We start from the raw sequence: 14,233 nt of genomic DNA, 5'->3' as shown, positions 1-14,233 counted from the left end.
GAGCGTCAGATCGCGACGCTGAGGCGCGCCGCGATCGCACGCCGTGCGTTCGCGGCGTAGCGGTCCACGCGCTCGGTCTGCGCGACCGGAGGCAGCTCGCCGCGCAACGCGGTCTGCAGCATGCGGTCGGCCAGCACCGGGTTCATCGGGAGGACCGGGCCGTGGAGGTGCGTGCCGATCGCACCTCCAAGCACGACGCCCTCCGTCTTGTCACCGTTGCCGAAACCGCTCACCACGTCGCCGAGCGGCGCCGCACCCGCGGCGTCCGCAGTGAACGTCGTGGTGGCCGAGTGGTTCTCGAAGCCCGCGAGCGTGCCGCCGTCGGGCATCCGCACGACGACCTCCGCGACGTGCCGCCGCGTCCCGAGCACGGCACGGGTCGGGAACACCCCGGCGCCGGCGAGCGTCTCGCCGTCCGGCGTCACGATCTCCTCCCCGAGGAGCTGCCAGCCGCCCGCGATCGCGAGGATCGGCACTCCGGCGTCGCGCCACTGCCGCAGCCGCGGGGCGATCAGCGCCACATCGCCGGCCACGGCGCGCTGCGACGACAGCGGACCGGAGCCGATGTGCACGATGTCGGCGCTGGCGGGCAACTCGGCGCCGGGAGCATGCGACACGATGTCGACGTCCACGCCGCGCCAGCGCGCGCGCTCGGCCAGGGCGAGCACGTTGCCGGCGTCGCCGTTGATCCCGAGCTCGCGCGGGTAGAGGTGCAGGATGCGGAGGACGGTCACTTGTCGCCGCCTTCCAAGTCGAGGAAGCCGAGCTGCTTGCGGATCGCCATCATCTGCTCGTAGTTGACGATCATCGTCTTGGTGCCGCGCGACGGCTTCGGGAGGGCGAGGAACGCCTGCAGCGCGGGCCGCAGCTCCGGCATCACCTGGTCGACCTCGATGCCCGCGTAGGCGAACCGGGTCGCGAACTGCCAGGCCTTGGTGCCGGAGACGATGTCCACGTGCTCCAGCTTGGAGAGGTCGATGTCGTAGACCCAGGACGGGTCGGGCGTGCCCTCGTCCACCGCGACGAAGACCTGCTCCGGGCTGTGGCTGAGGTAGTCGAGGTTGAGCTGGAGGCTCGGCGGGTTCTTCATCATGATGATCTCGATGTCCTCGTCGCCGACCTTCAGCGTCTCGCCGCGGCCGTAGACCGTGCGCAGCGAGCTCATCGCCGCGACGACGGCCTCCGCCTGGAAGCGGTCGCCCAGCACCCGCCGGGCCATCGCCGTCGCGCCGGCGGCGTCCACCGCGTAGTGGAGACCGCGCGCGGGCAGCCCGATCCGGATCGACTCGCCGCCCATCGTGAGCTGCGCGCTCTGCGTCTCCAGCTTGCTGACGAACACGGCGGGCACCGGGAGGGCGCCGGCGGCCACGCCGGAGAGGTCCGCCACGTTCGCGAGGCCGTTCGGCGACGACTCGATGATGGCCGGGGCCACCGCGAAGGTCGTCACGTCGCGGCCCTCGGCTGCGAGCTCGGCGCCGACGCGGGCGAGGCTGTCGTCGTCGGCGTTCACCACGACGAACTCCCCCGAGCGCTCCGCGATCGTGCGGAGCATCCCGATCACGCGGGTGGGCTCGAAGAAGCGGTTGAGCTGGTCGATCTGCACGTTGAGGAGCAGCGAGCCGCGCGGCTTCAGGACGGTCGCGAGGTCCACGCCGTACGCCTCGTCCACCTCGATCACCCCGACATCACCGCGGACGAAGCCGTCGAGCGGCACGTCCGCCAGCAGCGCGGAGGCGATCCCCTGCGGCAGGTTGCCGCCGGACGGATTGGTGAAGACGTTCAGCCCGTGCTCGCGCAGGATCGCGGTGAGCATGTTCGTGGTCGTCGACTTGCCGTTGGAACCGGAGACGAAGACGACGCCGAGCGGGAGGCGGCTGACAGCACGTTCGAGGAACTTCGGCGCGATCGCGAGCGCGACCCGCCCCGGCACCGCGGAGCCGCCTCCCCGCAGGCGCAGAAGCCAGCGGGCGAGGCGGCCGGCGATGACCGCCAGTCGATAGCGCACCGTTTACTCGAGGTAGTCGCGCAGCGACTGCGAGCGGGACGGGTGGCGCAGCTTCGCCATCGTCTTCGACTCGATCTGCCGGATGCGCTCACGCGTCACGCCGAAGGTGTCGCCGATCTGGTCGAGCGTCTTCGGCATGCCGTCGCCCAGGCCGAAGCGCATGCGGATGACGCCCGCCTCGCGCTCGGAGAGGGAGTCGAGGAGGCTCTCGAGCTGCTTCTGCAGCATCGTGAAGCCGACCGCGTCGGCCGGCACGACCGCCTCGGTGTCCTCGATCAGGTCGCCGAACTCACTGTCGCCGTCCTCACCCAGCGGGGTGTGGAGCGAGATGGGCTCGCGACCGTACTTCTGCACCTCGATGACCTTCTCGGGGGTCATGTCGAGCTCCTTCGAGAGCTCTTCCGGGGTGGGCTCGCGGCCGAGGTCCTGCAGCATCTGCCGCTGGACGCGGGCCAGCTTGTTGATGACCTCCACCATGTGCACCGGGATGCGGATGGTGCGGGCCTGGTCGGCCATCGCGCGGGTGATCGCCTGACGGATCCACCAGGTGGCGTAGGTGGAGAACTTGAAGCCCTTGGTGTAGTCGAACTTCTCGACGGCACGGATCAGGCCCAGGTTGCCCTCCTGGATGAGGTCGAGGAACTGCATGCCGCGGCCGGTGTAGCGCTTCGCGAGGCTGACCACGAGGCGCAGGTTGGCCCCGAGCAGGTGGCTCTTGGCGCGCTGGCCGTCGCGGGCGACCCAGCGCAGCTCGCGCTCGAGCTCCTTGGGCATGTTCGGGGTGTTCGCGAGCTTGTCCTCCGCGAACAGGCCGGCCTCGATGCGCATCGCGAGCTCGACCTCCTCCGCGGCGTTCAGCAGCGGGACCTTGCCGATCTGCTTGAGGTAGTCCTTGACCGGGTCGGCGGTCGCGCCGGTGATCGTCGTGGAGTACACGGGGACGTCGTCGTCCTCGTCCACGGCGCGCAGCACGAGCGCGTCGGTGGGAAGCGGGGCGTCGGCCGCGGCCTGCACGGCCGCGCTCTCGCCCTTGGGGCCGGACCCCTCGGCGTCGTCCGCGTCCGCGTCGTCGCCCTCGGTCTCATCGGCGTCGGCGGCCTCATCGGCCACCTCGGCCGTGTCGTCCGCGTCGATCTCGACGACGGCGTCCTCGTCGAGCTCCTCGTCGTCGTCGCCCTTGGCCTTGGTGGCGCCCTTCTTGGGCGCGGCCTTCTTCGCCGGCGTCTTGGCCGTGGTCTTCTTCGCTGCCGGCTTGGCGGCCGCAGTGGTCTCTTCGGTCTCCTCGACCGCCTCGGCCTCGCGGGCCTTGGTTGCTGCACGGGTTGCCATCTGCCTACCTTTCATACAAGCGAAGGCCATTCATCCAAGCGAAGGGCATCCATACCGGGCGGAGGGCCGTGGTGAGCCGACCGTGCGCCCGGGCTGAGGTCGCGTGCGGACATTACTAAGACCCATGTCAAGCCTTGGGCTGTCGCGCCGGGCACCATCAAGTGCTCCGACCCCAAGAACATGAACGGGTCCAGGTATCGATTATTGCACGTTCTCGCCAGGCTCCCGACCATTTCGCCTTCGCCAAGCGTCAACCAGTGCAACCCACAAGGGGCCCACTTCTATTCCCTCCTCCTCCGCGAGGCGGCGGCGGGTGCGTCGGCGGGCGCGGACGAGGAAGACGACGCCGAGGCCGATGATGACGTACTGGATGGCGAACGCCCAGCGAAAGGAGTCCAGCGCGTAGAGACCGGCGACCGTGTGGGCGGTGTTCTGGGCGTCCAGGGCGACGCCGATGAGGAACATCATCACGAAGCTCGCCAGGAACCCGCCGACGTTCACGATGCCGTTGGCGGAGCCCAGGCTGTGCAGCGGATTGGAGGTGCGCGCGAAGTCGAACCCGATCAGCGAGCCGGGTCCGCCGATCCCGATCGCCACCAGCACGAGGATCAGGAGCCAGAGCGGCGGCGTCCCCGGCCACAGCAGCAGGAGCGCCCAGACGATCCCCATCATCCCGACGATCGCGAGCACGAGGTTGCTGCGCCGCAGCGGGAAGCGCGCCGTCAGCAGGCCGAGGATCGGGCCTGCGATCAGACCCGCCACGACCGACACGATCAGGAGTCCGCTCGCCTCCGCCGGGTCGATGCCGAGCGCGAACACCATGAACGGAAGACCCCACATCAGGCTGAACACGGTGCCGGAGGACTGGGTGGTGAAGTGCGACCAGAACCCGAGCTGCGTCCCCGGCCGGGTGAGGCTGATCCGGAGCTGCCGGATCGACTCGCGCCAGGTCGCCGGGCGCGGGCCCTCGCTCGACCCGACCGGACGGTCGCGGATGGCGGCGACGATCCCGACCAGCGCGACCACCGACACCGACGCCGCGCTGAGGAAGGCGGTCGTCCAGCCGGACTCGTGCAGGAGCAGGGCGAACGGGATGGCGGAGAGCACCTGGCCGAGCTGGCCGATGTTGCCGATCCACTGGGAGAGCTGCGGGACGAGGCGGCCGCGGAACCACGAGTTCACCAGCCGCATCAGCGAGGTGAACACGGTGGCGTCCCCCGCACCGACCAGGATGCGGCCGACGATCGCCAGCGCGATGGTCGGCGCGAACGCCACCGTCACCTGCCCGACGACCATCAGGGCGGTCCCCGCGATCATCAGCGCCCGCGAGCCGACTCGGTCGATCAGCACGCCGACCGGCACCTGCATCGCCGCGTAGACGATGAGCTGGACGACGGCCATCGACGACAGGACGGCGGCGGAGACGTGGAAGCGGTCGGTCGCGGCGACGCCCGCGACGCCGATGCTCGTGCGCTGCATGACGGCGACGAGGTAAGCGAAGACTCCGATCCCGAAGATGACCCAGGACCGACGCGAATTCACCCCACGATCCTATGCCCGGCGAGCGGACGGGACCGCCGCGAGGGCCGGGTCAGCGCTCGGGGCGCGGGTTCTCGTCGTCGCCGCGGCGGTCGTCGCCGTGCCGGCGGAACGCCAGGAAGTTCTCCAGCTCGGCCGCGATCTCGTCGGCGCTGGGCAGCTCGCCGTCGCGGTCGGTCAGCGGCGAACGGAGCTGGGTGTCCTCCATGTACGTGTCGTGCCGCTCCTCCAGGGTGCCGACCAGCTTGCCGAGCTCGGCGTTGCCGGCGACCTGCTCGTCGATGTTCGCGACGAACTCGCGGTCCTCCTCGCGCAGGCGGTCGGTCGGGAAGATGAGGCCGGTCGCCGCGCTGATGCTCTCCAGCCCGGCGATGGCCGCAGCCGGATACTCGGTGTCGGCGAGGTAGTGCGGGATGAGCAGGACGAACCCGGCGATCGGGTACGAGAGCTGCTGCAGTCGGTACTCGAGCAGGTGGAGGGCGTTGCCCGGCACCTGCGTCTGCGGCTTCCAGATCGACATCGCCTCGATCAGGTCGCGACGGTTGCCGCTCACCGTCACGCCGATCGGCCGGGTGTGCGGCACCGGCATCGGGATGGAGTGCACCCAGGTGACGCTCTTGACCGAGTAGCGCTCGATCAGGCCGAGCACGGCCTCCGTGAACGCCTCCCAGCGGAAGTCGGGCTCGAACCCGGACAGCAGGAGGAACGGCTGGCGCAGCTCGTCGTAGACCAGGTGCAGCTTCAGCGTGGACGGCTGGTAGTCGGCCAGGTGGTCCTGGTCGAAGTAGATGATCGGCCGGCGGGCTCGGTAGTCGAGCAGGATGTCGGCGTCGAAGGTCGCCACGACCTCGCTGTCGAGCGTGCCGAGAAGGTAGGTGCCGAGCTGGCTGACGCCGGAGCCGGCGTCGGCGAAGCCGGTGAGGCCCGCGATCAGGGGCAGGCCCTCCGGCACCACCAGTGCCGGATTCAACTCGTACAGTTCACCCGGGTCTCGCATACATCAACTCTAGGCCGCCCGCCGGACGCGGTCGCGGCGCACGGCCCCGCTCGCAGCACGCCCACAGCGAACATACGGCCTCCGCCGTCGCGCGTCGCTCAGCGGTTAGGGTCGAGACATGACGCCTCCCGCCCTCAGCCTCTCGCCCGCTCCCGCCTCCTCCGCAGACATCCTCGTGCTCGCCGCGCGCTCCGGCGCCGACGGCGTCACCGTGCTGTCGGCGGCGGCCCCGGACGGGCTGGGCGCGTCGCTCGCGGCGGTCGGCTTCGGCGGCGGCAAGGACGAGCTGGTCCGGCTTCCCGGCGTGGACGGCGGCACCGCCCTCGCGGTCGTCGGCCTCCCGGAGCCGGCGGACGAGGACGCGCTGCGCTACGCGGCGGGCACCGCGATCCGCCAGCTCGCCGGTGTCGGGCACGTCGCGCTCGACCTCCCGACCGACGACGACGTGCAGCTCGGCGCCGTCCTGGAAGGCGCGGCGCTCGGCGCGTACGCGTTCACCGAGTACCGGTCCGTGAGCCGCGCAGGCGTCAAGACGCCCGTCGAGACCATCGAGGTCGTCGGCGCGTCGGAGGCCGGCGACGCCCTCGTCGCGCGCGCCCTCGCCGTGTCCGGCGCCGCGGCGCTGGTCAAGGACCTGGTCAACACTCCCCCGATCGACCTCTACCCCGCTTCGTTCACCTCTCGCGTCGAGGAGGCCGTCGAGGGCCTCCCCGTCACCGTCGAGGTCTGGGACGAGCGCCGCCTGGAGGCCGAGGGCTTCGGCGGCATCCTCGGCGTCGGCCAGGGCTCGGTGCGCCCGCCCCGGCTGGTGAAGGTCGACTACGCGCCGGCCGCTGCGGAGAAGCACCTCGCGCTGGTCGGCAAAGGCATCACCTTCGACTCCGGCGGCCTCTCGCTCAAGCCGCCGTCGGGGATGGTGGGCATGAAGTACGACATGACCGGCGCGGCCACGGTGCTCGCCGTCGCGATCGCCGCGGCCCGGCTCTCGCTGCCGGTTCGCGTGACGGCCTGGCTGTGCCTGGCCGAGAACATGCCGTCCGGCTCCGCCATCCGCCCGAACGACGTGCTGCGCATGCGCGGCGGCCGCACCGTCGAGGTGCTCAACACCGACGCCGAGGGCCGGCTCGTGCTCGCGGACGGCCTGGTCGTCGCCGGCGAGGAGCACCCGGACGCGATCGTGGACGTCGCCACCCTGACCGGCGCCGCGATGGTCGCGCTCGGCACCCGCTACGCCGCGGTCATGGGCTCCGACGACCTGGTCGGCGACGTCCTCGCCGCCGCCAAGGCCTCCGGCGAGCTGCTCTGGCCGATGCCGCTCGCGAGCGAGCTGCGCGCCACGATCAACTCCGACGTCGCCGACATCGCGAACGCCAACCCCGGCGTGACCGCGGGCGGGATGCTGCTCGCCGGCGTGTTCCTGCAGGAGTTCATCGGACGGACCGGCGACGAGGACGACGCGCCGCGCATCCCCTGGGCGCACCTCGACATCGCCGGGCCGGCCAAGGGCCCGTCCGCCCCGTACGGCTTCACCGGCAAGGGCCCGTCCGCCGTCAGCGTACGTGCGCTCATCCGTTTGGCCGAGGACTTTTCCCAGAGGTAGTAGGGTCGTATGGGCAGGAAAATCCTGCCAATGCAACGCCTGCCTCGAGTCATCCCTCGGGGCAGGATCGTGTCACGAATCCTGATGCGCGAGGAGTAGCTGGGTGTCTGAGCAGAACTTTGACATTGTGGTGCTCGGCGGTGGGAGTGGAGGCTACGCAGCAGCGCTGCGTGCGGCCGAGCTCGGTTTCACCGTCGGCATGATCGAGAAGGACAAGGTCGGCGGCACCTGCCTGCACCGCGGCTGTATCCCGACCAAGGCGCTGCTGCACGCGGCCGAGGTCGCGGACTACTCGCGGGAGTCGGCCAAGTACGGCATCGTCACGGAGCTCAAGGGCATCGACATCAACGGTGTCACCGAGTACCGCCAGAGCATCATCGCCAAGAAGTACAAGGGCCTCCAGGGCCTGGTGAAGGCCCGCGGCATCACGGTCATCGAGGGCGAGGGCAAGCTGACCTCCCCGACGACCGTGCAGGTCGGCGACGACACCATCACGGGCAAGAACGTGATCCTCGCCACCGGCTCCTACTCGCGCAGCCTCCCCGGCCTCGAGATCGGCGGCCGCGTCATCACGAGCGAGCAGGCCCTCGAGCTCGACTTCGTCCCCAAGAAGGTCGCGGTCCTCGGCGGCGGCGTCATCGGCGTCGAGTTCGCCAGCGTCTGGAAGTCCTTCGGCGCAGAGGTCACGATCATCGAGGCCCTCCCGCACCTGGTGCCCAACGAGGACGAGACCATCAGCAAGTCGCTGGAGCGCGCGTTCCGCCGCCGCGGCATCGACTACCGCCTCGGCGTCCGGTTCTCCGGCGTCACCCAGAACGAGGACGGCGTCGTCGTCTCGCTCGAGGACGGCAGCACGGTCGACGCCGAGCTGCTGCTCGTCGCGGTCGGCCGCGGTCCGCTCACGGCCGGCATGGGCTACGACGAGGTCGGCGTCACGCTCGACCGCGGCTTCGTCATCACCGACGAGCGCCTGCAGACCAACATCCCCGGCGTCTACGCCGTGGGCGACATCGTCCCCGGCCTGCAGCTCGCGCACCGCGGCTTCCAGCAGGGCATCTTCGTGGCCGAGGAGATCGCGGGCCTCAACCCGATCGTCGTCCCGGACGTCAACATCCCGAAGGTCACCTACTGCGACCCCGAGGTCGCCTCGATCGGCCTCAGCGAGGCCAAGGCGGTTGAGCAGTACGGCGCCGACGCGATCACGAGCTACGACTACAGCCTGGCCGGCAACGGCAAGAGCGAGATCATCGGCACGAGCGGCACCGTCAAGGTCGTCCGCGTCAACGACGGCCCTGTCGTCGGCGTGCACATGATCGGCGCGCGCGTCGGCGAGCTCATCGGCGAGGCGCAGCTCGTGGTGAACTGGGAGGCGCACCCGGAGGACATCGCCCCGTTCGTCCACGCGCACCCGACGCAGAACGAGTCGCTCGGCGAGGCCTTCCTGTACCTCGCCGGCAAGCCGCTGCACACCCTCTAACGCGTCCGCCGCGCGAGCGGCTGCAATAAGCTACTGAACGATCAGGTTTTGAAGGAGAGAAGCTCATGAGCGAATCCGTCAGCCTCCCGGCACTCGGCGAGAGTGTCACGGAAGGCACGGTCACCCGCTGGCTGAAGAACGTTGGCGACCGTGTCGAGGTGGACGAGCCCTTGCTCGAAGTCTCGACCGACAAGGTCGACACCGAGATCCCCTCGCCCGTCGCGGGCGTCATCGAGGCGATCCTGGTGCAGGAGGACGAGACGGTCGAGGTGGGCACTGCGCTCGTGACGATCGGCGACGGCTCCGGTGCGGGCGAGGCTCCGGCCGCCGCGCCGGAGGCCGAAGCTGCGCCGGCGGAGGCTGCGCCGGCCGAGGCCGAGGCGGCTCCGGCTGCCGAGGCTGCGCCGGCCGCTCCGGCTCAGGAGGCTCCGGCCCCCGCTGCCGAGGCCGCTCCTGCCGCTCCCGTTCAGGAGGCTCCTGCCGCCGCTCCCGCTGCGGAGCCGGCCCCGGCCGCTCCCGTGCAGGAGGCGCCTGCCGCTGCTCCGGCTCCCGCCGCTGCTCCCGCCCCCGCTGCTGCTCCGGCTCCCGCCGCTGCCCCGGCCCCCGCGGCCGAGGCTCCGGCCACGTCGGGCGGCGCGCACGCCGGCACCTCGGGCTACGTGACCCCGATCGTCCGCAAGCTCGCCAACGAGCACGGCGTCGACCTGGCGAACGTGACCGGAACCGGCGTCGGCGGACGCATCCGCAAGGAGGACATCCTCGCGGCAGCCGCTCCGGCCGCTGCCGCCGCGGCTCCGGCCGCCGCCGCTCCCGTGGTCGAGGTCTCCCCGCTCCGCGGCACCACGCAGCAGATGTCGCGCCTCCGCAAGGTCGTCGCCGAACGCGCCGTCATCTCGATGCAGTCGACCGCTCAGCTCACCACCGTGGTCGAGGTCGACGTGACCAAGGTCGCCGCCCTGCGCGACAAGGTGAAGGGCGACTTCCTCGCCAAGACCGGAACGAAGCTCTCCTTCCTGCCGTTCTTCGCCCTCGCGGCCGCCGAGGCGCTGAAGGCCTACCCGGTCATCAACGCCACGGTCGACGGCGACAGCATCGTCTACCCGGACCACGAGAACATCTCGATCGCGGTGGACACCGAGCGCGGCCTGCTCACGCCGGTCATCCGCAACGCGTCCGACCTCGACATCGCCGGCCTCGCCGGTGAGATCGCGGACCTCGCCCAGCGCACGCGCGACAACCACCTCAAGCCGGACGAGCTCGCCGGCGGCACGTTCACGCTGACCAACACCGGTTCGCGCGGCGCGCTGTTCGACACTCCGCTGGTGTTCCTCCCGCAGGTCGCTATCCTCGGCACCGGCATCGTCACCAAGAAGCCGGTCGTGATCACGGCCGACGGCACGGACTCCATCGCGATCCGCTCCACGGTGTACCTCGCCCTGTCGTACGACCACCGGATCGTCGACGGCGCCGACGCCGCGCGCTTCCTCGTCGCGGTGAAGAACCGCCTCGAGGGCGGCGCGTTCGAGGGCAGCCTCGGCATCTGAACCGCCTGACGGACGGCCCGGCTCCCTGCGGAGCCGGGCCGTTCCGCGTTTCCGGAACACCCGCGAGCGAAGCGAGCGGACGAGCCTCAGCCCGGGCGGTCGTGTCCGGGGATCATCAGCAGCACCGCCACGCCCACCAGCGGCGAGCACGCGACTGCGACCAGCTTCGGCCGTTCGGCGATCCAGTCACGCGCCACCGCCAGCCCTCGCGCGACGGGGCGGTCGCCCAGTACGTCGAGCGCCCGCTCCAGGATGCCGAGGATGTCGCGACCGCCTCTCACACCCGGACGTTCGCGGCCGTCGGCCGCTACGCCCCCGTCTGCGGTCGGATCGCCCCGCGCCCGTGACTGCAACACACCCGGAGCGCCGCTCCCCACTTCACGCACAGCCGTCGCGTCGGCAGCTCCCAAGGCTCCCGCAACAACGTCATCCCAGCTCCGGTGCCGCCAGTCGATCGCCGCCGCGAGCACGGCGTCGCCCTGCTCCCCAGTGACGGCGCCGCACAGCACACCGGCCAGCTCCGCGAAGGCGGCGACGTCCTCCACCATCGTCTGCTGGTCGAGCTCCCGCAGCCGGTCGATCGCCGTCAGCACGGGGCAGCCGTCGTCGCGGAGGCCGATGTCCGCCGGCCTGAGCCGGACCCCGCCGCGCCCGGCCCCGTGCAGGCCGGAGAGGCCGCGCGCCGCCGCGACGAGCACCGTGACAGCCTCACCCGCCGTCAGTCCGCGGTCGGCGGGGAGCACGTCCGCCAGAGTCCCGCCCCCAGGGTGCTCCCGCAGCCGGACGACCACTCTGCCTCGGCTCGCCCGCCGATCCCGCGGCGGCGGCAGCGACCGCGGCAGGTGCGACGACGCGACACCGTCCCAGGTCAGCCCGACGACGGCGGCCACCGTCAGCACCGCCTGACCTCGAAGCTCGCCTCCCGCGACGATGAGCGACACCTCGCCGCTCGCGTCCCCCGGCCGCCGCCCGAGCACCGTCCACCCTTCCGCGTCCGCGATCGCCGCCGCGCATCTGCCCATGTCCACCGGTCTCCGTCTCGTCACCATGCCCCCAGTACACGCCACCGGCACCACCCACGAGCCCGCCGCCCGCACATCCGTGGACAACCCACTCCCACCCCGAATCTGTGCAGGACTTCAGCCGCAGCGGACCCCGGTGGACATTTTCTGTACTCAGTCCATTTAGGATGCCTCTATGACGATCTTCGATGTCTCCGGACTCGGCGGGCCGCACGTCCCGTACGACGACGGCCTCCGCCAGCAGCGCACGACCCACGCCGACGTGGCCGCGGGGCGTGCGCCCGACACCGTCCTCCTGCTCGAGCATGCCCCGGTCTTCACCGCGGGCAAGCGCACCTCCCCCGACGAACGCCCGACCGACGGCACCCCCGTGATCGACGTCGATCGCGGCGGCAAGATCACCTGGCACGGGCCGGGCCAGCTCGTCGGCTATCCGATCCTCCGGCTGGCCGAGCCGATCGACGTCGTGGGCTACGTCCGCTGGCTGGAGGGCGTCCTCATCGAGGTTCTCGTCGGGCTCGGCGTCCCTGGCGAGCGCGTGGAGGGCCGCTCCGGCGTGTGGCTGCCGGGGCACGGCACCACGGACGACGGGAGGCCGGCGGACGAGAAGATCGCCGCCATCGGCATCCGCGTCGCCGAGGGCGTCACGATGCACGGCTTCGCGCTCAACTGCTCCAACAGCCTCGATCCCTACGAGAGGATCGTCGCGTGCGGCATCCGCGACGCGGGCGTGACCACGATCTCCCGCGTCCTCGGCCGCACCGTCACGCCGCAGGACGTCGCTCCCCTCGTCCAGGCCGCTCTCGACCGCGCGCTGGCCGACGCGTCCTCCAGCCCGGTCGCGGCCGCAGGCCGGACCGCCACGACCGCGACGGAGGTCGCCGCATGAGCGCCCCGGTGGAGGGTCGCAAGCTGCTCCGGCTCGAGGTGCGCAACGCCGAGACGCCGATCGAGCGCAAGCCCGCCTGGATCAAGACCAAGGCCAAGATGGGCCCCGAGTACCGGCAGCTCCAGAACCTGGTCAAGTCCGAGGAGCTGCACACGGTCTGCCAGGAGGCCGGCTGCCCGAACATCTACGAGTGCTGGGAGGACCGCGAGGCCACCTTCCTGATCGGCGGCTCGCAGTGCACCCGGCGCTGCGACTTCTGCCAGATCGACACCGGCAAGCCGGCCGACTTCGACCGGGACGAGCCCCGCCGCGTCGGCGAGTCCGTCGCGAAGATGGGCCTGCGCTACTCGACCGTGACCGGCGTGGCCCGCGACGACCTCCCGGACGAGGGCTCCTGGCTGTACGCGGAGACGATCCGCGAGATCCACCGCCAGAGCCCCGGCACCGGCGTGGAGATCCTGGTCCCGGACTTCTCCGGCAACCCGGAGTACCTGGGCGAGGTGTTCTCGGCCGAGCCGGAGGTGTTCGCGCACAACGTCGAGACCGTGCCGCGGATCTTCAAGCGTATCCGGCCGGCGTTCCGCTACGAGCGCTCGCTCGACGTCATCACGCAGGGCCGCCACGCCGGGCTGATCACCAAGTCCAACCTCATCCTCGGGATGGGCGAGGAGCGCGAGGAGATCAGCCAGGCCCTCCGCGACCTCCACGACGCGGGCACCGACATCATCACGATCACGCAGTACCTGCGGCCGAGCCCGCGCCACCTCCCGGTCGCCCGCTGGGTGCACCCGGACGAGTTCGTCGAGCTCAAGCAGGAGGCGGAGGAGATCGGCTTCCTCGGCGTGCTGTCCGGCCCGCTGGTGCGCTCGTCGTACCGCGCGGGACGGCTGTGGGCGCAGTCGATGGCGGCCAAGGGACGCGAGGTCCCCGCCGAGCTGCAGCACCTCGCCGACGCGTCGGCGGGCTTCGCGCAGGCCGTCTCCTGAGGATGATCCCGGCGCCGATCCGGGAGGCCGCGCGAGCGTCTGAGCGCGGCCTCCCGATCGGCGCTACGCCTGCCGTGAACAGGTCCGCCGGAAGCCGGGCGAGCCGGTATCCTTATAGCTATGGCACGTAAGGACAAGTCCACCAAGGAGCCCGGTCGGCTGAAGCAGATGTGGCAGGTCTTGCAGATGACCCGCCGCTACGACGACCGCGCGCTGCTCTACATCGTGGGCGGAATCGTGCTGCCGATCCTCGCGGGCGTCGCGATGGCGGTCTTCCTGTCGGGCGGCAACGTCTTCACGATGGTCCTCTGGATCGTCGCGGGCGTCCTCGCCGGCGTGCTGCTGGGCCTCATCATCCTCGGCCGCCGTGCCGAGCGCGCCGCCTACTCGCAGATCGAGGGCCAGGCCGGCGCCGTGGGCGCTGTGCTGCGCAGCTCGCTCAAGCGCAGCTGGCGCGGCTCGGAGATGCCGATCGCCGTCAACGGCAAGACGCAGGACGCGGTCTACCGTGCCACCGGCCGCGGCGGCGTCGTGCTCATCAGCGAGGGCCCCAAGACCCGCACGCAGCGGATGGTCGACGAGGAGCGCCGCAAGATCAACCGCGTGCTGCCGAACGTGCCCGTCACCGTCATCTCGGTGGGTCCGGACTCCGACTCCGTCGCGCTGCACAAGGTCCCGCGCACCCTGGCCAAGATCAAGCCGACCCTCACCAAGGCCGAGGTCATCGCGATCAGCAACCGGCTGGCGTCGCTCGAGAACGCGATGCCGATCCCCAAGGGCGTCGACCCCATGAAGGTCCGGGCCCAGCGCGCCCGCTAAGCGTGCCGAGGGGCACGTCGTTGTCA

At 71.0% G+C, this 14,233-nt stretch carries 12 protein-coding genes; 6 read left to right on the top strand and 6 right to left on the bottom strand.

Annotated features, from left to right (window positions below; genetic code table 11):
* Window positions 1-5: 5 nt before the first annotated feature.
* The 5 genes from ACFQ9V_RS16605 to ACFQ9V_RS16585 form a co-directional block, all read right to left on the bottom strand.
* Entirely contained in the window at window positions 6-734 is a 729-nt protein-coding gene (locus ACFQ9V_RS16605; protein ID WP_382460224.1) for a type 1 glutamine amidotransferase, read from the bottom strand.
* The gene (locus ACFQ9V_RS16600; RefSeq protein ID WP_382460223.1) at window positions 731-2,005 is read right to left on the bottom strand and encodes a MurT ligase domain-containing protein; all 1,275 of its coding nucleotides are present in this window, start codon (window positions 2,003-2,005) and stop codon (window positions 731-733) included. Before ACFQ9V_RS16600 ends, ACFQ9V_RS16605 begins: the two co-directional genes overlap by 4 nt.
* A 3-nt stretch (window positions 2,006-2,008) precedes the next feature.
* Window positions 2,009-3,334, bottom strand: a complete 1,326-nt coding sequence (locus tag ACFQ9V_RS16595; RefSeq protein ID WP_382460222.1) for an RNA polymerase sigma factor — start codon at window positions 3,332-3,334, stop codon at window positions 2,009-2,011.
* A gap of 201 nt (window positions 3,335-3,535) precedes the next feature.
* Window positions 3,536-4,876, bottom strand: coding sequence for a nitrate/nitrite transporter (locus ACFQ9V_RS16590; protein ID WP_382460221.1), 1,341 nt, complete (start codon window positions 4,874-4,876; stop codon window positions 3,536-3,538).
* Window positions 4,877-4,925: 49 nt separating this feature from the next.
* Complete coding sequence (locus ACFQ9V_RS16585) at window positions 4,926-5,870, bottom strand: proteasome assembly chaperone family protein (protein ID WP_382460220.1); 945 nt, start codon at window positions 5,868-5,870, stop codon at window positions 4,926-4,928.
* A 118-nt stretch (window positions 5,871-5,988) separates the two neighbouring features.
* On the opposite strand from ACFQ9V_RS16585, the gene ACFQ9V_RS16580 reads away from it, so the two are divergent.
* From ACFQ9V_RS16580 to sucB, 3 genes are all read left to right on the top strand, one after another.
* Entirely contained in the window at window positions 5,989-7,470 is a 1,482-nt protein-coding gene (locus ACFQ9V_RS16580) for a leucyl aminopeptidase (RefSeq protein WP_382460219.1), read from the top strand.
* A 103-nt stretch (window positions 7,471-7,573) separates the two neighbouring features.
* A complete protein-coding gene (lpdA, locus tag ACFQ9V_RS16575) occupies window positions 7,574-8,947 on the top strand; it encodes a dihydrolipoyl dehydrogenase (protein WP_382460218.1) in 1,374 nt (457 codons plus the stop codon).
* Between the two features lie 65 nt (window positions 8,948-9,012).
* Window positions 9,013-10,491: a 2-oxoglutarate dehydrogenase, E2 component, dihydrolipoamide succinyltransferase gene (gene sucB / locus ACFQ9V_RS16570; RefSeq protein WP_382460217.1), complete on the top strand. Its 1,479-nt coding sequence runs from the start codon at window positions 9,013-9,015 to the stop codon at window positions 10,489-10,491.
* 86 nt (window positions 10,492-10,577) lie between these two features.
* Here the strand turns inward: sucB and ACFQ9V_RS16565 are convergent, their stop codons facing one another.
* Window positions 10,578-11,519, bottom strand: a complete 942-nt coding sequence (locus ACFQ9V_RS16565) for a hypothetical protein (protein WP_382460216.1) — start codon at window positions 11,517-11,519, stop codon at window positions 10,578-10,580.
* Between the two features lie 169 nt (window positions 11,520-11,688).
* Here ACFQ9V_RS16565 and lipB point away from each other — a divergent pair, with 169 nt between their 5' ends.
* The 3 genes from lipB (at window position 11,689) to ACFQ9V_RS16550 (ending at window position 14,207) form a co-directional block, all read left to right on the top strand.
* Complete coding sequence (lipB, locus tag ACFQ9V_RS16560) at window positions 11,689-12,402, top strand: lipoyl(octanoyl) transferase LipB (RefSeq protein WP_382460215.1); 714 nt, start codon at window positions 11,689-11,691, stop codon at window positions 12,400-12,402.
* Window positions 12,399-13,388: a lipoyl synthase gene (gene lipA / locus ACFQ9V_RS16555; RefSeq protein ID WP_382460214.1), complete on the top strand. Its 990-nt coding sequence runs from the start codon at window positions 12,399-12,401 to the stop codon at window positions 13,386-13,388. The genes lipB and lipA overlap by 4 nt, the downstream gene beginning before the upstream one ends.
* A gap of 120 nt (window positions 13,389-13,508) precedes the next feature.
* Complete coding sequence (locus ACFQ9V_RS16550) at window positions 13,509-14,207, top strand: DUF4191 domain-containing protein (RefSeq protein WP_382460213.1); 699 nt, start codon at window positions 13,509-13,511, stop codon at window positions 14,205-14,207.
* Window positions 14,208-14,233: the final 26 nt, after the last annotated feature.

The sequence above is a fragment of the Leifsonia sp. NPDC056665 genome (genome assembly GCF_042791795.1).
Taxonomy (GTDB): domain Bacteria; phylum Actinomycetota; class Actinomycetes; order Actinomycetales; family Microbacteriaceae; genus Leifsonia.
The sequence above is the reverse complement of the archived record's forward strand: the minus strand, read 5'-3'. Positions and strand labels throughout refer to the sequence as shown.